Origin of the sequence: Paenarthrobacter aromaticivorans, assembly GCF_019038615.1 — a bacterium.
Taxonomy (GTDB): Bacteria; Actinomycetota; Actinomycetes; order Actinomycetales; family Micrococcaceae; genus Arthrobacter; species Arthrobacter aromaticivorans.
In genome coordinates, this window is record NZ_JAHOPC010000002.1 from 542,703 (window position 1) to 561,243 (window position 18,541).

Below are 18,541 nucleotides of genomic sequence, written 5' to 3' on the forward strand. Positions count from 1 at the left end.
TCGCACAATGCGGAGGCCAATCGGAAGAAAGGCAGCAGCCTTCTGATAGGCCGATGAAGTCTTCCCGAGCCGGACAGACAGCGGTACAAAAGAGGTAGGAGGACATGGTCGCCCTCCACATATGGTCGACAAGGAGGTCGTCGGTGTCCGATCAATTTGGTGCGGGTCCGGATCAGGGCCCCTTACCCGCTGTACCGCCGGGCGGACAGCCAACCCGAGAGACGCCAACCAGAGGGCCGGCGAGGCCGTTTCCCTACGTGGTGGCAGGCGTGCTGTTGGCCATCGCAATCGTGCTCCCGCTCATGCCGCAGCTGTACTCGGTCGATGCGCCCCGCCTAGGCGGTATGCCCTTCTTCTACTGGTATCAGTTGCTCTGGGTGCCCATCTCGGCAGGCCTTAGCGGCATCGCCTACTGGCTAGTCAGTTCGGAGGATCGACGACGGCGGGCAGCGGCCCGCGCGGGGAACGGAAACGGAGGGGATCGGCGATGAACGGACGCGAGATCAATTGGATCGCCCTCATCGTCGTCATCGTGCTGTTCGTCGTTGTCGCCGTCATGGGCTTCCTGGCCGCTCGGTGGCGCAAGTCGGACGATGGGCTCCACAGCCTGGATGAATGGGGGCTGGGCGGTCGCGGCTTCGGGACGTGGATCACGTGGTTCCTGCTGGGCGGCGACCTCTATACCGCCTACACCTTCGTGGCCGTGCCTGCAGCGATGTGGGCCACGGGCGCGGTGACGGGCTTCTTCGCCGTGCCGTACACGATCGTCCTTTACCCGATCATCTTCATCATCATGAGCCGGCTGTGGTCCGTTTCCCACCGGCACGGCTACGTCACCTCCGCGGACTTCGTTGGCGGTCGGTACGGGAGCCGGTGGCTGTCACTCGCCGTCGCCGTTACCGGCATCGTCGCGACGATGCCGTATATCGCCCTTCAACTTGTGGGCATCAAGGCCGTCCTCACAGTGCTCGGCCTCGGCAGCTCGGAGAACATGCTCTTGACGGACCTGCCGCTCATCCTCGCATTCGTCGTGCTGGCCGCTTACACCTACACATCCGGTTTGCGGGCTCCGGCCATGATCGCCGTCGTCAAAGACCTGCTCATCTACCTTTCCGTCATCGTGGCGGTCATATACCTTCCCATCAAGTTCGGCGGCTGGGACACGATCTTCGGTGCTGCGGAAACCAAGCTGGGCACAGTGAACCAGGCAACGGGCAAGCCGGCCGGGGTGTTCATCCCGGGCGGCGCCAACTACTCCGCTTATTGGAGCCTGGCGCTCGGCTCGGCCTTGGCGCTCTTCATGTACCCGCACTCGGTGACTGGCGTGCTCGCCTCGAAGGGCCGCAACACGATCCGACGCAACGCAGCCATACTGCCGCTTTATTCGCTCATGCTCGGGTTCCTCGCGCTGCTCGGTTATGTGGCCATCAAAGCCGGCACCAAGCCGACGGACCTCGACGGATCGGTTAATCCCCAACTCGTGGTCCCGCAGTTGTTCCTGGACCACTTCCCTGCATGGTTCGCCGGGGTTGCCCTCGCGGCCATCGCCATCGGCGCCCTGGTGCCGGCGGCCATCATGTCCATTGCCGCGGCGAACCTGTTCACGCGCAACGTCTACCGGGACTTCATCCGGCCCGACGTTGACGCAAAGACGGAGGCGAGCGTCTCCAAGATCGTCTCGCTGGTGGTCAAGGTAGGCGCGCTCATCTTCGTCGTCGCCATGGACCAGACCACCGCGATCAACTTGCAGCTGCTGGGCGGCATCTGGATCCTCCAGACGTTCCCGGCCGTCGTCGCCGGGCTATACACGCGATGGTTTGACCGCTGGGCGCTGCTTGCCGGATGGGCGGTTGGCATAGCCTTCGGTACGGTCTCGGCCTACAACGTCCTCAACCCGGTGACCCACGCCCACTTTGGTGGATCCGTCGCACCCATCCCGGGAACGGATTTCAGCGTGTATATCGCCATTACGGCCTTCGCACTCAACCTCATCGTCGCCGCTGTCCTAACCTTGGTGCTGCGCGCGCTGAAGGTGCCGGAAGGGCAGGACAAGACCCGGCCATCAGATTATGGCGCCGATGAAACCGATCCGAAGGTTGCCGAGATCGAGCGGACGCATCGTTTCGTGGAGCCAGGAGGCGCGCCCCCGGTGCCGTGAGGCAGACTGACCTCATGCCAATCGTCGATCTCCCGATATCCGTACTCTCCCAGGAATCCATCGAGCGCACCCGACCGCACCTTGATCCTGAACGGGTGCGGTACTACGCCGAGCATCTCGATGAAGCAATGCCAGTGGTCGTGTTCGATATTGACGGCGACCTGCTGCTGGCAGACGGCTATCATCGCCTCGCAGCTGCCCAGCAACTAGGTCGGACAACGCTGAAAGCCGATGTGCGAAAGGGACAACGGCGTGATGCCCTGCAACTCGCAATAGACGTCGCACAACAACAGCGCCCGCTGACCAAACAGCAAATTCTTGATGCCATCGCACGGCGGGGGAGGCCGGTCAGCGAGGGGTGAACACTCGATGAGGAGAAGCTGGAGACTAGAGTGCTACCGTGCGGAACCCACAGTTGCCGCTTGAGGACTCGGGGGTGTTCGATGTGCGGGCTGCGACGCGGTACCTATTGCAGTAAGAGTCATGGCAGAGGTACGAACCCCCGCGCATAACTCGACCCGCTCCGATGGTAGGGCCTTTCGGGTTCTCTGCGGGGGAGTTGCGGTAGTACTTGGGGAGGAACCAGTCTGCGCACCATTCCCAGACGTTCCCGGCCACCTCAAAGAGGCCGTATCCGTTGGCTGGGAAGGACTTGACCGGGGCAGTACCGAGGTACCCGTCATCAGCGGTATTGATTGTGGGGAAGGTGCCCTGCCAAATATTGCACTGATGTTCCCCCTGCGGGGTGAGTTCGTTGCCCCACGCGTATCTTTTTCCTTGGAGTCCGCCTCGAGCGGCGTACTCCCATTCGGCCTCCGTTGGCAGGCGGCGTCCTGCCCACTGGCAGTAGGCGAGAGCGTCGTTGTGAGAGACATGGACCACCGGATGGTCGGCAACGTCTTCCCAACGTGAGTCCGGGCCGGTGGGATGGGCCCAGTCTGCTCCGCGGATGTTCAACCACCAGGGTGCCCCGGCAGCGACACCCAGAACGTCCTGCTTCCGTGCTGTCGAGAGGAGGTGGAACACTGCTGACGATCCGAACGTTTCGGCTTCTGTAGAAAAACCAGTGTCAGCAACGAAGGCCGCGAACTTTTCATTGGTGACAGCGGTGACGTCCATGACGAACGTGTCGAGGCGGACTTCATGAGCGGGTGATTCGCCGTCGTTTGGATACCCTTCCCCGAACCCATCGCCCATCATGTACGTTCCACTGGGGATATGGATTTCCTCGTGAGCGGGTTTTGCCGATCCGGTCGACACCGGTGCAGCGCGGACCGCATGGGGAGCAGCAGAGTGGACACTGGCTGTGCAGCAGCTGTGGCCGGGATCCGGGACTGAGTTGGTAGTTGATAGTTGGATCATCTTGCCCTCTTCAGGTTCCGTTGCCGGATGATGGCCTCCAGCCGGATTTCCGTAGCCTCAAGCCAGGCCATCAGGCTGTTGACCATGTACAGGCCTCGTTCACTCTGGAGACGCAGTAACTCCTCACGCCAGTAACGTTCGTCCTCATCAAGGTCAGGACCGGAATCTTGTTCTGCCAGCTCCGTGGTGAACATGTGGTCCTGGCGGTGTTCGCGGCGAAACTGGAGCTCGGTACGAACGAGTTCCAAGGCCTTTTCCGGGCTGTCCGTTCCGGCGAAACGAAGCCTGACCTGAAAATCGGGGTCCAGGGGACGCAACGGCGGCTCGTAGGGTGAATCAATCCATTCCTGGAGCTTCCGGCGGCCCTCGTCCGTTAGCTGGTAGAGCTTGGCGTCGGGCCCGGAGTTGCGTGGGTCAGGGACGGGGAACGCCCATTCCCTGTCGACGAGCTTGCCCAGCTGGCGGTAAATCTGTGACGTTTGCGCGCTGTAACCCACGTAGGCGCCATGCCGGTCAAGCCATTTACGGACGTCATAGCCGGTGCGCGCGCTGGTGCTCAGCAGGCTCAGAAGGATTACTTCGAGCCTGCCGAGTGAGGCTCCGGGTTCAACGCGGATCCCCTTGGGGGCCGCTTCCTTTTCGACGGTTACTCTTGCCACTTTTACTCCTGGGCCGTGATCAATGCAAAGCGCTTTCTCATCGCCTCTCGATCATCCTCGCTTATGGGCACCTGTGCATGCCATGAGACGTGTGTCGCTGCATTGCCCGGGTTCAATTGCTCCTCGAGATGTTTGGCGAGATGACCACGGCCAGTATTGCGAAGATGCTGGGCGTAATCTTTCGGCTGGTTATAGAGGGTGGGGCCAACCTGAAGCGATCCCTGCATAGGATCCGGCAGGGCTCCTGGTGTTCCGGCGTAGTGGCCAAGCCACTCCATGAGATTTGACCTCATGTGTGCGGCCCGAACGGGTTCGCTGGCAATGAGGTTGTTGGTCAGGTACGGATCCTCAGTCACGTTGAACAGCGATTCGAGTTCGGCCCTGAAACAGCCCGGGTGGTATGTGCGGATGTACAGGTGATCGCGAGTACGGACGGCACGCTGATACGTGTGGGCCCCATGGCCCCAGACAAGGTAGGGGCGTGACTCGATGGACTCGCCGCGGACGGCGGGTGCGTAAGTTTTACCTTGCCACTTTTCCGGTTGCTGCAACCCGAGCAAATCCAGGATGGTGGGTGCGTAATCGATGTTGTAGAGAAGGGCATCGTTGCGGCCGCCCGCTACGCCGGGCTGGTCAGTCACACCTGGCCAATGAACGATCATCGGTAGCCGGTGAACTGGTTCGGAGGCAAGGCCGTGTTCGGCATAGAGACCGAGCTCGCCAAACGATTCCCCGTGGTCCGAGGAAACCACGATGGCTACGTCATTTGCCAGCCCCATGTCCTCAATCGCGCGGCGGAGCCTGCCGAACTCGGTATCCCAGAAGTGGATGGCTCCGTCGTAGCCGTTGATCAGGTGTTCAAAGTCGGCGCGGGTGCGGATTTCGTCCGGCATGTTGTGGGGGACCTTGGACTTCCTTGGACCCCCGGAGTAGTGCAGGTCCAGGGCGCTTCGAGCGCCGTAGATCTCAGCGTGGGAGTCAATGGCGTCCTGATCGGGCCAAGAAGGAGCGGGACCTGACGCCGCAGCCTTGGCCGTCCAGGACTCGTCCTGGAGATAGTCCGTGTGGGGGTCCCAGTACGTGACGTGCAGGTACCAGTTCTCGACGTCCTGGTGCCTTTCGATCCACTCCAGCGCGGCGTCCGTGATCATGTCGGCTGGCTCGTCGCCCATATCGGCGGTGACCTGGACGTTCTCCCTGAAATTGCCCATGAAGTAGTAGGCCCTATGCCGTTCGGCGAAGGAAGACACAGCGGCACATGTGTAGCCAGCCATGTTCAACGCCTGCCCCAGCAGCGGGCGGTGGGGGTGTGGGGCGTGGCCGGCATCCAGACGGAACCGCGCGTCGTCTCCGAAGTGGCCTACAACGCCGTTCGTGATTCCGTGCTGACCGCTAGTTAGCGCTGTCCGTGAGGGAAGACAGGGTGAGTCCGAACAGTAGTAGCGGTCAAAAATGACGCTGTTCCGAGCCATCTCATCCAGGTTGGGGGTGATGTTCCTGGCATACCCGTAAGCGCCGGTATGGTCCGGGCGAAGTGAATCAACGTCCACATAAATGATCTTCATCGATCCATTCCTGTCTCCGGGGATATCCCGGGGCGTTCATTTGAGGCCATGGCCGGCCGATGGCTTAGTTATATCACTAGTGGAATTGCCTTGGCCAGAGATTTACGAGCTTCGTTTCGTCAGAAACTATTTCACAAGTTATATAGATTGGGTCTTGTGTTGTGCTTCACAATCTGCCATTCTCGACTTACTGCTCAGTGATGAGCGGCAGGTACTGCGGCGAGACACAGCTGGGTGCCTCCAAAGCTGAAAGGACGTAATGATGCGTTTTCAAAAGGCCGCTGTTGCAGCCGTGATTGCGGCCGGCCTTGCGCTGGCCGGTTGCGGCGGAGGCGGAGGCGGCAACACCGGTGGCGCGGCAAAAACCGCGCCCAGTCTTGTCCTCGGCAACATAATTCCGCCGCAGACGTTCGAGGCGCGGAACCTTAACTGGGGTAACCAGTCGATCTACTTCCAGGCCGTCTATGACAGCCTGCTGAAGCCTTCACCGAACGGCAAAGACGTTGAGGCGAACCTGGCCACACAATGGGAGTACAACGCAGACAAGACTGTCCTGACGATGAAACTCCGGGAAGATGTCACCTTCACCGACGGAACTCCCTTCACGGCGGAGGTTGCCGCTCAGAATCTCCTGCGGTTCCGTGACGGCACCTCTCCACAGCGCAGCAAGGTCGTTGACATGGTCAACGCAGCTGCGAAGGACAAGAACACGCTGGAGATCACGCTCAAGCAGGCCAATCCTGCCTTCTTGATCTATCTGGCACAGGCCGCGGGCATGCAGGAAAGCCCCGCAGCTTTCAGTAAATCCGACGTCCAGACCAACCCTGTTGGTTCCGGACCATACACCCTGAATACCGGGTCAACGGTGGTGGGTACGTCGTACAAGTTCGACAAGAACCCCAAGTACTGGAACGCGGACGCCGTCAAGTATGACTCACTGACCATTAACGTCTACAACGACGCCACGTCACTGCTGAACGCCCTGCGCGGCAAGCAGTTGGATGCGTCGGCCATCAACGACGTGAGCATCATCCCCCAGGTTAAGGCCGCCGGATTCACTGACAACGGCAGTTCCTTGAACTTCGCTGGCCTGATGCTGTTCGACCGTGCGGGCCAAAGCAACCCCGCGCTGGGGAAAGTCGAAGTGCGCCAGGCAATCAACTACGCCGTGGATCGGGACGCTTTCCTGAAGGCGGTCGGCCTGGGCTTCGGAGAGGTGACCGGCCAAGTCTTCCGGGAAGACTCGCCGGCCTACGACAAGTCATTGAACGATAAGTACAAGTTCGACCCGGCCAAGGCCAAGGATCTGCTTGCGAAGGCTGGCTATCCCAATGGCTTTGAACTCACCATCCCCACCGCACCGGGATTCCCCAAGCAGATGTGGCCCCTCTTGCAGCAGCAGCTCAGCGATGTCGGCATCAAGGTCTCCTACGTGGACGTCGGACAGAACATCATCCCGGACCTCCAAAGCAAGAAGTACGGCGTCTCCTACTTCACCCTGCAACGGGACGCCAACGAATGGCAGCTCATCAGCAACCTCCTTGCACCCACGGCGACCTGGAACACCTTCAAGTATCAAGACCCGAAGGTCGATGCCCTCATCGGCAAGATCCGCACGGCCGAAGGCGCCGACCGGGACGCTGCACTGAAGGAACTGAACCAGTACGTCGTGGACCAGGCGTGGTTTGCCCCCTGGTACACGCCGACGAACTTCTTCGTCACTAACGCAAAGACGAAGGTGGAGCTCAACCAGGGGAACGCCTGGCCCAACCTTTGGAACATTACGCCCAAAGCCTAGGACCTATGCCGGGGGTTCCCACGGGCCCCCGGCACCCCATTTACCGAAAGACAAACCAGTCATGATTGCATTCATAGTGAGAAGGCTACTCACCGGCTTAGTACTGCTGGCGGCCATCACCACCTTCGGTTTCACGCTTCTCTACCTTGGTGGCGGCGACATCGCCAGGAAAATACTCGGCGAATCGGCCGACGCGCAGACTGTTGCTCAAAAGTCCCACGAATTGGGCCTCGACCGACCCGTCTTGGCCCAGTACGGCGACTGGGTGGCCCACGCCTTTTCGGGAGACTTTGGCTCGTCATGGTTCACAGGCCAGACGGTCTCGGCCGCCATTTTCTCCCGCCTCTCCGTTACTTTGTCCTTGGTCATCGGGACCGTTCTTGTAGTCGCAGTCGTCTCAGTTGTTCTAGGCGTGCTGGCTGCAACGAAGCGCGGCTGGATAGATAAAGTCGCCCAGCTTCTTGCCATCCTCGGCCACGCGATCCCTGGATTCCTCTTCGCCGTCGGCCTCGTGTTGTTCTTTGCACTAACCCTGGGTTGGTTCGATCCCACGGGTTACGTTCCCTTCACGGAGGACCCAACGGGGTGGGTGAAGACCGTGACTCTTCCGGTGATCGCGCTGGCCCTGGGCGGCATCGCCAACGTCACCCAGCAGATCCGCGGTGCCGTCATCGATGCACTGCGCAACGACTACGTCCGCACCCTGCGGAGCCGTGGAATTCCAGAACGCCGTGTCATCCTCAAACACGTTTTGCGGAACGCCGCTGGTCCGGCCCTCGCGGTCTTGGCCGTCATCTTCGTCGGTCTGCTCGGCGGTGCGGTCATCGTCGAACAGGTGTTTGCGATCCCCGGACTGGGACAAGTGGCAGTCCAGGCCACCACCCAAGGTGACATCCCACTGGTCATGGGCCTGCTCGTCGCGACAGGCGTCATCGTCATCGTTTTCAATCTCCTGGTCGACCTGGCCCAGGGTTGGCTCAACCCGAAAGTGCGTCTGTCATGATTTCTCCTGCACACACCACCGACCCCGAGATCGTTGTCGCCCCCCGCGACGCGTCAAAGGTCTCCCTTTTCCGCCGCGTCCTGCGCAACCCTCTGGCCGTCGCCTCCATGGGTTTCCTGGCGATTGCCGTCATCACGGCACTGTTCGCGCACTTCCTCGCCCCGCACGATCCGAACACGGCCGTGATCCAGAACGTCCTGGCTCCTCCCAACAGCGAGAACCTGCTGGGAGCGGACGGCGCAGGCCGGGACGTGCTGTCCAGGCTCATCTTCGGTGCACAGTTCAGCCTCGCCGGAGCACTGGTGGCGCTGCTTACCTCCATGATCATCGGTGTAAGCGGGGGCTGGCTCGCAGGCTACTTCGGGAAATGGATCGACACTGCCTGGACATGGGTGATCTCCCTGATGATGGCGTTGCCGACCATCATTGTCCTCCTGGCGGCCCGCGCCGTCGTGGGGCCCTCCCTTTGGCTCTCAATGCTGATCTTCGGCGTCATGCTCTCTCCGGCGTTCTTCAGGCTCGTCTACGCCTCTGTTACAGCTGTACGGAACGAACTTTACGTCGACGCCGCACGCGTCTCGGGCCTCGGCGACGGACGCATTATTGCAGTCCATATCCTCTCCGTCGTCCGCGCCCCGATTGTTATCCAGTCGGCCATCGTTGGCGGCATCGCCCTGGCCGTCCAGTCCGGCCTCGAGTTCCTGGGCCTGGGGGACATCAACGTTCCCACCTGGGGTTCGATGCTCAGCGATGGTTTCACCAACCTCTACACCTCTCCCATGCTCATTCTGTGGCCGGCCCTCGCCATCGGATTGACGCTCATTTCGCTCACTTTGCTGGCCAACAGCCTCAGGGACGAGCTGGAGCGCTCCAACGCACCCCGCAAGCAACGCCGCAAGGCGAAGGCGCCGGCCGCGACGGAGGCTGAGGCGCCGTCGGAAATCATCCGGCACGAAGAATCGGGTGCGCCAGACGGAGAAGTGGTCCTGGAAGTGACCAACTTGTCCGTTGGTTATCCCAGCCCCGACGGCGGGCTGAAGAAGGTGGTCCACGATGTTTCCCTCACGGTCCGCAGGGGAGAAGTCCACGGGCTGGTCGGGGAATCCGGATCAGGTAAAACCCAGACGGCCTGGTCTATCCTCCGGTTACTGCCTGAAGGCGGCAAAATCGTGGGTGGCTCGATCCACTTCCAGGGCAGGGACCTTGCGAAGGTATCCGAAAGGGATATGCAAAAGATCCGGGGTCGAAGCATCGCCTACATCCCGCAGGAACCAATGTCCAACCTGGACCCCTCCTTCACAATCGGCAGCCAACTCGTCGAGCCGATGCAAATCCAGCTCGGAATATCCGCCAGGGAAGCAAAGGAACGAGCCCTGAGCCTGTTGGCTAGGGTGGGGATTCCCCATCCCGAGCGAACATTTGCCGCCTATCCGCACGAAGTCTCCGGTGGTATGGCCCAGCGCGTCCTGATCGCCGGAGCCATCTCCTGCAACCCTGACTTGCTGATTGCCGACGAACCCACAACTGCCCTGGATGTAACAGTCCAAGCCGAAGTCCTGGACCTCCTCCGGGACTTGCAGAAAGAGTTCCGTATGGCCGTTGTCCTTGTCACGCACAACTTTGGCGTCGTCGCCGACCTCTGTGACCGGGTGTCCGTCATGCGGCTCGGGCGAATCGTTGAAACCGGGCCCACAGAGCCGATATTCGAAAGCCCCCGCCACCCCTACACCCAAGAGCTACTGGGTGCCATCCTCAGCGAGGCCGAACCCCGAGGCCCGCTCGTAACTGCCGGCAACTCTGCCAGCGCGTCCCCGAAGGGAGCAGTCCGATGAGTGAGTTGCTGCTTGACGTCCAAAACGTCACCGTCGAATACCCCGGCCATGGCTTCCGCGGCAATCCTTTCCGGGCGCTGCACAGCGTCTCCGTCGACGTCCACCGAGGCGAATGCGTTGGCCTGGTAGGGGAGTCAGGATCGGGCAAAACAACGCTTGGCAGGGCAGTCCTCGGCCTGGCCCCCGTCACCGACGGGCAGGTGCTCTTTCGCGGCGAGGACATTGCCCACGCAAGCCGTACGGACCGCCGTCGACTGGCGAGTGACATTCAGGTGGTTTTCCAGGACCCCTACACATCACTGAATCCGTCCTTGACCGTGGAACAAATCCTCTCCGAGCCGCTCGACGTCCGCAAAGTTCCCCGTTCTGAATCATCCAAGCGCATCAAGGACCTCTTCGACATGGTCCGCCTGCCGGCTGACGCAGGCAGCAGGCTTCCCCGGGAATTCTCGGGAGGGCAGCGCCAGCGGATCGCGATCGCCCGTGCCTTGGCCCTGCAACCCGCGCTGATTGTGTGTGACGAGCCGGTCTCGGCTTTGGACCTCTCCACCCAGGCGCGGGTCCTGGAGCTCTTCAAGGATATTCAGGAGCAAACCCAGGTGGCATACCTCTTTGTCTCGCACGACCTCGAGGTGGTGCGGCACATCAGCCACCGCGTAGCAGTTATGTACCGGGGTGAAATCGTCGAATTCGGCGACGGCGACCAAGTCACCAGCCGCCCACAGCACCCGTACACACAACGTCTGTTCTTCGCGGCACCCGTGGCGGATCCGAAAGCCCAGGCACGCCGCCGGGAGGAGCGCCGACAATTGCTGGCCGCCCAGAATGCCTAACAACGCCTCAGACGCTATCGACCACCCGCACTCCGGCACCGACTAACTGCCATCTCTCGTACGACGGAGAGGAAAACCAATGACCAACATCCTGCTGATCACGGCTGATGACATGGATGGCAACACGCCGGGTTCCTTCGGAGGCCCCAAGGACGCCACCCCTAACCTTGACCGATTGGCCGCCGGGGGAATGGTCTTCAACCGCGCCCATGTCCCAGCGGCAGTCTGCCAACCCAGCCGTTCCGCCCTCATGACCGGGCTGTGGCCCCACCGTAACGGGGCCGAAGGATTCGAACCCATCCGCGAGGGCATCGGCGTCATCAACGACCACCTAAAACAGGCAGCCTACAAGGTGGGGATCCTAGGCAAAGTGGGCCACATCCAGCCGGTGGAGCGCTTCGGCTGGGACATGGCCGCAGACATGCGCCAGTTAGGGCTAGGGCGGAACCCGGAAGCCTACGGCAGCCTGGCCGAAGACTTCATCGCCAACGCATCGCATGAAGGCCGCCCCTGGTTCCTCATGGCCAATGCCCACGATCCCCACCGGCCCTTCCACGGCAGCATGGCTGAGCGGGAACTCTGGAGCGAAGCGGAACGGAACGAATATCCGGAGCCGTCAAAGGTGTTCGTCGCAGATGACGTTGAAGTCCCTGGATTCCTTCCCGACCTACCGGGTGTCCGGCAGGAATACGCAGAGTACCTGAGCTCGTCCCGCAGGTGCGATGACGTCGTCGGAGCAGTGCTTGCTGCCCTCGACAGAACGGGAACGGCAGAGGAGACCCTGGTGGTCTTCATGTCGGACAACGGCATGGCCTTCCCGTTTGCGAAAGCGAACTGCTACCTCCGCAGCACGCTGACCCCGCTCATCGTCCGATGGCCTGGCGTGACCGCTCCGGGCAGCAGTAACGACGACGACTTCATCAGCATGCTCGATCTCTTCCCTACTTTCTGTGATGCCGCTGGCGTCGCCATACCGGACGGCATCGACGGCGTATCGATCACCCCTCTTCTGACAGGGGCAACGGAACAAGGACGGAATGAAGTCTTCAGTGTGTTCCACGAGACCTCGGCAAAGCAGCGCTTTGAGATGCGGTGCGTTCAGGATCTGCAGTACGGCTATATCTGGAACGGATGGGCTGATGGCGACACCAAATACCGCGCGGAGAACATGTGGGGTCTGACCTGGCCGGCCATGGTGGAGGCTGCCCCGACCAACGAGGCCATCCGGCAGCGCGCTGACTTCTACCTCACCCGTGCCCGTGAAGAACTGTATGACCTCTCTAACGATCCGGACTGCCTGACGAATCTGGTGGATAGCTCTGACCTCGCGCCGGTACTTGCCCGGAAAAGGAACAGTCTTTCGCGCTGGATGAGGAGCACGGGAGATCCGATGCTCGGGGAGTTTCAGTCTGGTATCGGACAACCAAACGAACACGCTGGAGTCCACACCCCATGAGCCTGCCCAATGTTGTGTGGATCTCGACGCACGACATCAACCCCGATCTTGGTTGCTACTCGGGCATCTGGCCCGGCGCCGAATATGCGCTCACGCCCAACTTGGACCGCTTGGCGGCCGAAGGCGCCCGTTTCGATCTGGCGTTTGCATCCGCTCCTGTGTGCGCACCGGCGCGGTCGGCAATTCTGACCGGCTGCCATCCTGCTGCCATCGGTACCATGCACATGCGCACGAAGGCCGTTCCGCCCCCGGAGGTAAGGCTGCTGCCCGAAATCTTCCGACGTGCCGGCTACTACTGCACGAACAACTCCTTCACGGACTTCCAAGTGGACGTTCCGCCCGTAGTTTTCGATGAGTGCAGCCCGACAGCACACTGGCGGAACCGCCCAGGAGCGGACACCCCCTTTTTCGCGATGTTCCATGGCATGACCACCCACGAGTCGCAGATCTACCTTGACGAGGAGTCCTTTGAACAGGCCACTCCCAACGTTGCAGCGCACAGGCGGCACCAGACGGCGACGGCACCACTCCCGCCCTACTATCCCGACACTGAAGTGTTCCGGCGGGCCTGGGCACGCTACGCGGACCTGATCACGGAAATGGACCAGTGGGCTGGGAACATCCTCGGCCAGCTGGAGGAAGACGGACTGACTGGCAACACCCTCGTGGTCTTCTGGAGCGACCACGGCAAAGGAATGCCGAGGGCGAAACGCTGGGCGACAGAAGCCGGCCTACGCGTGCCCCTGCTGCTGCGCTGGCCGGAAGTCATCCACCCCGGCACCGTCCGAACGGACCCCGTCCAGACCATGGACCTGGCACCGACAATGCTCCAAGCAGCAGGTCTGGACGTTCCCGCCCACATGCACGGCAAGCCCCTTCTAGAACCGGATGGCAGCTTCAAGGACCGTCCCAACGACTACATATTTGGGGGACGGGATCGCATGGACGAATCAGAAGACACATCCCGGACCGTCCGTGACAGCCAATACCGTTACGTACGGAACTTCCATCCTGACCGCTCACCCATGCCCCATATCGACTACCCCGACCACACTGCTACCTGGTCAGAACTCCGTCGCCTACGGGGCGAAGAAGCACGCCAGTTGGCATGCGGCGAACAACCCAGCCTCCTCAGCGACCTTCAGCGGAGCCTCGTCGCTGCCTCGAAGCCCGCTGAGGAACTCTACGACCTCAAGCATGACCCCCACGAAGCCCGCAACCTCGCACACGAACCCCGGCAGGCCGAAACCCTGCACCGGCTGAGGGCCGCGCTCCAAGCCTGGCAGAACGATATTCACGACCTGGGGATGATGCCGGAACAGCAGTTGCTGGACAGCTGGCGTCCTCATGGCCAGGCCCCTGTAACCGCGGCTCCCACGCTGTCAGTTACCGCCGAAGGCGTAGCGGCGAACTGCGCTACCCCGGGTGCGTCGATCGGGTGGACCTCATTACCAAAGCAGGCAGAAGTTCCCCGGAGGCTCATGGACCGGGTAACCGGCAGCCCAGCCGAGGACGGCCGGATATGGAATCTCTACACCGCCCCTGTGGTCCCCAACGAAGGCACGTCCCTGCGCTTCAAGGCCTGGCGTCTTGGCTTTGCGCCCAGTGACGAAAGCACCGCCGAGGCGACCATGGCCGGTCTCAGGACAGGCACCAAGCACCAATGAAAGAAGGAACGATGAAAACCCTCAGCGTAGACCGGCGCTTGGACTCCTTGGTCCAGGAGCTGTCCCTGGAGGAAAAAGTTCAGTTACTGACAGGTCGTGACTTCTGGACGACCATGCCGGTGGAAAAAATCGGGCTGCGCTCCATGGTGATGTCCGATGGCCCAAGCGGGGTCCGCGGCGAGATGTGGGACGAACGCCGGCCATCCATGAATTTCCCGTCGGCGACGGCCATCAGCTCGTCGTGGGATCCCGGCATTGCGGACCGGCTCGGTGCTGCCTCTGCCGTCGAGGCCCGCCGGAAAGGAGTGGATGTCGTCCTTGGCCCGACCATTAACCTGCACCGCTCCCCGCTGGGCGGCCGGCACTTTGAAGCCTTCAGTGAGGACCCCGTGCTCACGGGAGAACTGGCTGCCGCATACGTCAACGGCCTGCAGCGCAACGGCGTCGCCGCCACGCCGAAGCATTACGTCGCCAATGACTCTGAAACTGACCGATTTACCGTCGATGTGCAGGTCGATGAGCGGCCGCTGCGGGAGCTTTACCTTTTGGCGTTCGAAAAGGCCATCGTGGAGTCGCGGGCATGGTTGGTCATGAGCGCGTACAACTCGATCAATGGCACGACTGCTACCGAGAACGACCTGTTGGAGACCCCGTTGAACAGCGAATGGGGATTTGACGGTGTGGTCATTAGCGACTGGACGGCCGTGCGTAGCATCGATTCCGCTAAAGCATCCCAGGATCTGGTCATGCCAGGCCCCGACGGACCTTGGGGGGAAGCGCTCGTGGCTGCGGTCAGGACCGGAGATGTTTCGGAGGCAACTGTCGATCGGAAGGTGCTGCGAATCCTCCAGCTCGCTGCGCGAGTGGGGGCCCTGGAAGGTTTCGAGCCGGTGCAGGCAGAACCGGTGGATAGAGAGGACCTGGTGGCGTTCATCCGGGAAGCCTCCTCGGCGGGAACTGTCATGGTAAAGAACGACGGCGTGCTGCCGCTGGACAGTGCCGTGACGGGAAAAGTGGCCGTAATCGGGCACAACGCCAAATTCGCCAGGACACAGGGCGGCGGGTCCGCGACTGTCCTGCCGGAGAAGATCGTCTCCCCGCTGGAGGGGATCCAAGCCGCCTTCGGGACGGAGAACGTCACTTACAGCTTTGGCGCCATCGTGCAGGAAGGTGTCGCCGAGCTACCCTTGGCCCAGCTGATCAATCCTGTCACCCGTGAACCAGGACTGCGGGTCTCCTTCCTCGACGGCGCCGGTGGTGAGCTGTTCACGGAGGACCGCCGCTCCACGGCTCTCGTGTGGTTCGGTGGCGACGCACCGGTACGGGACTCTTCAACCGTGCGGCTGCACACTGTCTATACCCCGGACGAAACAGGCACCATCCGTCTCGGCGCAGCCACTGTCGGACGTACACGGCTCTACGTCAACGACGCGCTGCTTCATGAATCTGTCATTGAGATGGACGGCAAAGATATCGCCGAGTCCTTCCTCGCCCCGCCCTCCTCAACCGTTGAGGTCCCCGTCAGCGCCGGTGTTCCCATGGATATCCGCGTGGAACTGGACACCGCAGGCCGGACCGGTCCGTTGGAGAACGCCCTCAGCGTCACGCTCGGCACGGAACCCGCTGACACCGACTCTGAGGTGCTCATCATCGAAGCGGCCAGGGCCGCGCGGGAGGCCGACGTCGCCGTCGTTGTGGTCGGGACCAACTCGCGGGTCGAGTCTGAAGGCTACGACCGCACAACTCTGGATCTTCCCGGGCTACAGGACCGTCTGGTGCATGCCATCGCCGCAGCGAACCCGCGCACAATTGTGATTGTCAACGCAGGCTCGCCAGTCGTCATGCCTTGGCGACACGAGGTTGCCGCGATCCTGATCGGCTACTTCGGCGGCCAGGAATTCGGCAATGCCCTTACCGATATCCTCATCGGAACCACGGAACCGGGCGGGCGCCTGCCCACCACCTGGCCGGCGACTCAAGGGCCGGTCCCTGTCCTGAACACAACACCCGACGCCGACGGCAAGCTCCGTTATGCAGAAGGAATTCACATCGGCTACCGTGCCTGGCTCAAAACCGGCGCCACCCCCGCTTACGAATTTGGATACGGCCTCGGCTACACCACCTGGAGTCTCGATACGTGCGACGCCCCGGCACAAGCAGCAGCGGGTATGGTCCTGCCACTGACCGTAACCCTGACCAACACCGGAAACCGAGCCGGCAAGAACGTGGTCCAGATCTACGCCGAAAAGCCGGATTCCGCCGTCGAACGTCCCGTGCGTTGGCTTGTCGCTTCAGCGCCCGTTTGGGCAGGCCCCGGCGAGACGGTGACCGCGACCATCGAGGTCCCCACCCGGCTGCTCGCGTACTGGGACGAGGGGTGGACCTACGAAAGCGGTGAATACGCCCTGCGCCTCGGCACCTCGGTGACCGACCTCGGCATCACCAAGAAGGTTCAGCTCAACTGAACCCGATCGGCTCCGGCAACTCTGACTAAGCGAATTACCGCCCGCACATTAAAGGGTGCACCGAACACCCAAGAACTTTAGAAAGGGAGAGATGTCGAATACCAACATCATCTTCATCATGTCCGATGACCACGCCGCCCACGCGATTTCTGCGTACGGCAGCCAGGTGAACACGACTCCGCATCTGGATCGCATCGCCGAAGGCGGCATGCGCTTGGATGCTGTCTACTGCACAAACTCAATTTGCAGCCCCTCGCGTGCCTCAATCCTCACTGGAACTTACAGCCACATCAATGGCGTATCGTCCATCTGGACGGAGATGGACTACCGCGTGCCTACTTTCGTGGACGTCCTTCATGCGCAGGGTTACAAGACCGCCCTTTTTGGAAAGTGGCACCTTGGAGAGCAAGGCGAGGCTTTGCCGCGGGGGTTCGACGAGTGGAAGATCTTTCCCGGGCAGGGTGACTACCTCGACCCCGAGATGATCGACCCCAGCGGGAGCACCACCGTGTCCGGCTATGCGACGGACATCGTTACGGACTTGTCCATAGACTGGTTGAACAAGCTGACGGGCGAGGAACCGTTCTGCATGCTGGTGCACCACAAGGCACCCCACCGCCCGTGGATTCCCGACGAGAAGCACAAGCATCTCTATGCTGACGGGCAGATCCCTGAACCGGAAACGTTTTTCGACGACTACGCCACGCGCAGCCAGGCCGTGCGAAATGTCCACATGACTATTGCCGACGATATGGGCGCCGACGACCTTAAGACTGAAGTTCCCGAAGAACTGCGCGGACCGGAAAACCGGGAAGCGCGGATGCGGTGGAAGTACCAAATCTACATGCGCGATTACCTGCAGTGCATCCAATCCATCGACGACAACGTAGGTAGGCTCCTGGACTACCTCGACGAACGCGGCCTCTCTGAGAACACACTCGTCGTGTACACATCGGACCAAGGGTTCTTCCTCGGCGACCACGGCTGGTTCGACAAACGCCTCATGTTCGACCAGTCGCTGCAAATGCCGTTGTTGATGAAATGGCCGGCCGAAATTGCACCTGGCAGCCGCTGCGAAGCCATCATCACAAATGTCGATTTCGCTGCCACCTTCCTGGATATTGCTGGCATCAAGGCAGAGGGCGCGCTTCCCACATCGCAAGGCCGCAGCTTCCGCCCCCTTCTCAGGGGAGAAGAGATCGATGACTGGCCCGACGCCGCGTACTACCGTTATTGGGAACACGATGACCCGATCCATGCAGCCCCCGGACACTACGGCATACGCACAGCGGACTACAAGCTCATCCACTACTACAATGACGGGCTCGACGTGCCCGGTGCCTCGCAACGCGTATTCGAAGCAGAGTGGGAACTCTACGACCTCCATAACGATCCCACCGAAGTTCGAAATGTGGCTGATGACCCCGCATACGCGCTCATTCGGACCGAACTCGAACAAAAACTGGCCGAATATCAGCGCCACTACCGGGACGAACCCTACGCTGGGCCCGGCACGCCGCACCCTGAATGGGGCCCTCACGACGAAACCACCCTCGAACGCGTCGAAACATACGTCCAAGCACTCCGAGCCTCCAGCTAAGAACGTGCACGACAGTGAGCACCGTTCTGAACCCGCCGTACAACCCACGGACTCATTCTCAACCGTTCTTGCCGCCCTTCGATGGATCGCCTCACTTTTCGAATGCAGCCGGCAGGAACGCGCGCTCAGAGTCCTTTCAATGA

The 18,541-nt window shown here is 61.3% G+C and carries 14 protein-coding genes; 11 read left to right on the forward strand and 3 right to left on the reverse strand.

The annotated features are described in order from the left end of the window. Nucleotides 1–143: 143 nt before the first annotated feature. The 3 genes from KSW38_RS23615 to KSW38_RS06060 are packed head-to-tail and all read left to right on the forward strand — an operon-like array spanning nucleotide 144 to nucleotide 2,520. Nucleotides 144–491, forward strand: a complete 348-nt coding sequence (locus tag KSW38_RS23615) for a DUF3311 domain-containing protein (RefSeq protein WP_308169290.1) — start codon at nucleotides 144–146, stop codon at nucleotides 489–491. Then, nucleotides 488–2,158, forward strand: a complete 1,671-nt coding sequence (mctP, locus tag KSW38_RS06055; RefSeq protein WP_216923683.1) for a monocarboxylate uptake permease MctP — start codon at nucleotides 488–490, stop codon at nucleotides 2,156–2,158. The genes KSW38_RS23615 and mctP overlap by 4 nt, the downstream gene beginning before the upstream one ends. Nucleotides 2,159–2,172: 14 nt before the next feature. Further along, nucleotides 2,173–2,520: a ParB N-terminal domain-containing protein gene (locus tag KSW38_RS06060; RefSeq protein WP_216923684.1), complete on the forward strand. Its 348-nt coding sequence runs from the start codon at nucleotides 2,173–2,175 to the stop codon at nucleotides 2,518–2,520. Nucleotides 2,521–2,545: 25 nt separating this feature from the next. On the opposite strand, the gene KSW38_RS06065 is transcribed toward KSW38_RS06060, so the two are convergent. Genes KSW38_RS06065 through KSW38_RS06075 form a run of 3 tightly spaced genes read right to left on the reverse strand, consistent with a single transcriptional unit; the run spans nucleotide 2,546 to nucleotide 5,744 of the window. Continuing rightward, nucleotides 2,546–3,520 (reverse strand): formylglycine-generating enzyme family protein, encoded by a 975-nt coding sequence (locus tag KSW38_RS06065; protein ID WP_216923685.1) that lies wholly within the window; start codon nucleotides 3,518–3,520, stop codon nucleotides 2,546–2,548. Then, nucleotides 3,517–4,179, reverse strand: a complete 663-nt coding sequence (locus KSW38_RS06070; protein ID WP_308169291.1) for a helix-turn-helix transcriptional regulator — start codon at nucleotides 4,177–4,179, stop codon at nucleotides 3,517–3,519. Before KSW38_RS06070 ends, KSW38_RS06065 begins: the two co-directional genes overlap by 4 nt. A 2-nt stretch (nucleotides 4,180–4,181) precedes the next feature. Continuing rightward, a complete protein-coding gene (locus tag KSW38_RS06075; protein ID WP_216923686.1) occupies nucleotides 4,182–5,744 on the reverse strand; it encodes a sulfatase family protein in 1,563 nt (520 codons plus the stop codon). 259 nt (nucleotides 5,745–6,003) lie between these two features. On the opposite strand from KSW38_RS06075, the gene KSW38_RS06080 reads away from it, so the two are divergent. From KSW38_RS06080 to KSW38_RS06115, 8 genes are all read left to right on the forward strand, one after another. Beyond that, nucleotides 6,004–7,542 (forward strand): ABC transporter substrate-binding protein, encoded by a 1,539-nt coding sequence (locus KSW38_RS06080; RefSeq protein WP_216923687.1) that lies wholly within the window; start codon nucleotides 6,004–6,006, stop codon nucleotides 7,540–7,542. A 61-nt stretch (nucleotides 7,543–7,603) separates the two neighbouring features. Continuing rightward, nucleotides 7,604–8,545: an ABC transporter permease gene (locus KSW38_RS06085; RefSeq protein WP_216923688.1), complete on the forward strand. Its 942-nt coding sequence runs from the start codon at nucleotides 7,604–7,606 to the stop codon at nucleotides 8,543–8,545. Next, nucleotides 8,542–10,377: a dipeptide/oligopeptide/nickel ABC transporter permease/ATP-binding protein gene (locus KSW38_RS06090; protein WP_216923689.1), complete on the forward strand. Its 1,836-nt coding sequence runs from the start codon at nucleotides 8,542–8,544 to the stop codon at nucleotides 10,375–10,377. Before KSW38_RS06085 ends, KSW38_RS06090 begins: the two co-directional genes overlap by 4 nt. Next, nucleotides 10,374–11,210, forward strand: coding sequence for an ATP-binding cassette domain-containing protein (locus KSW38_RS06095; protein ID WP_216923690.1), 837 nt, complete (start codon nucleotides 10,374–10,376; stop codon nucleotides 11,208–11,210). Before KSW38_RS06090 ends, KSW38_RS06095 begins: the two co-directional genes overlap by 4 nt. A gap of 79 nt (nucleotides 11,211–11,289) precedes the next feature. Next, nucleotides 11,290–12,666 (forward strand): sulfatase family protein, encoded by a 1,377-nt coding sequence (locus tag KSW38_RS06100; RefSeq protein ID WP_216923691.1) that lies wholly within the window; start codon nucleotides 11,290–11,292, stop codon nucleotides 12,664–12,666. Continuing rightward, nucleotides 12,663–14,333: a sulfatase family protein gene (locus tag KSW38_RS06105; protein WP_216923692.1), complete on the forward strand. Its 1,671-nt coding sequence runs from the start codon at nucleotides 12,663–12,665 to the stop codon at nucleotides 14,331–14,333. Before KSW38_RS06100 ends, KSW38_RS06105 begins: the two co-directional genes overlap by 4 nt. An 11-nt stretch (nucleotides 14,334–14,344) precedes the next feature. Further along, complete coding sequence (locus KSW38_RS06110) at nucleotides 14,345–16,798, forward strand: beta-glucosidase family protein (RefSeq protein WP_254186107.1); 2,454 nt, start codon at nucleotides 14,345–14,347, stop codon at nucleotides 16,796–16,798. Nucleotides 16,799–16,889: 91 nt separating this feature from the next. Then, nucleotides 16,890–18,398 carry a sulfatase family protein gene (locus tag KSW38_RS06115; RefSeq protein WP_216923694.1) on the forward strand — a complete coding sequence of 503 codons (1,509 nt, stop codon included), beginning with the start codon at nucleotides 16,890–16,892 and terminating at the stop codon, nucleotides 18,396–18,398. Nucleotides 18,399–18,541 lie beyond the last annotated feature (143 nt).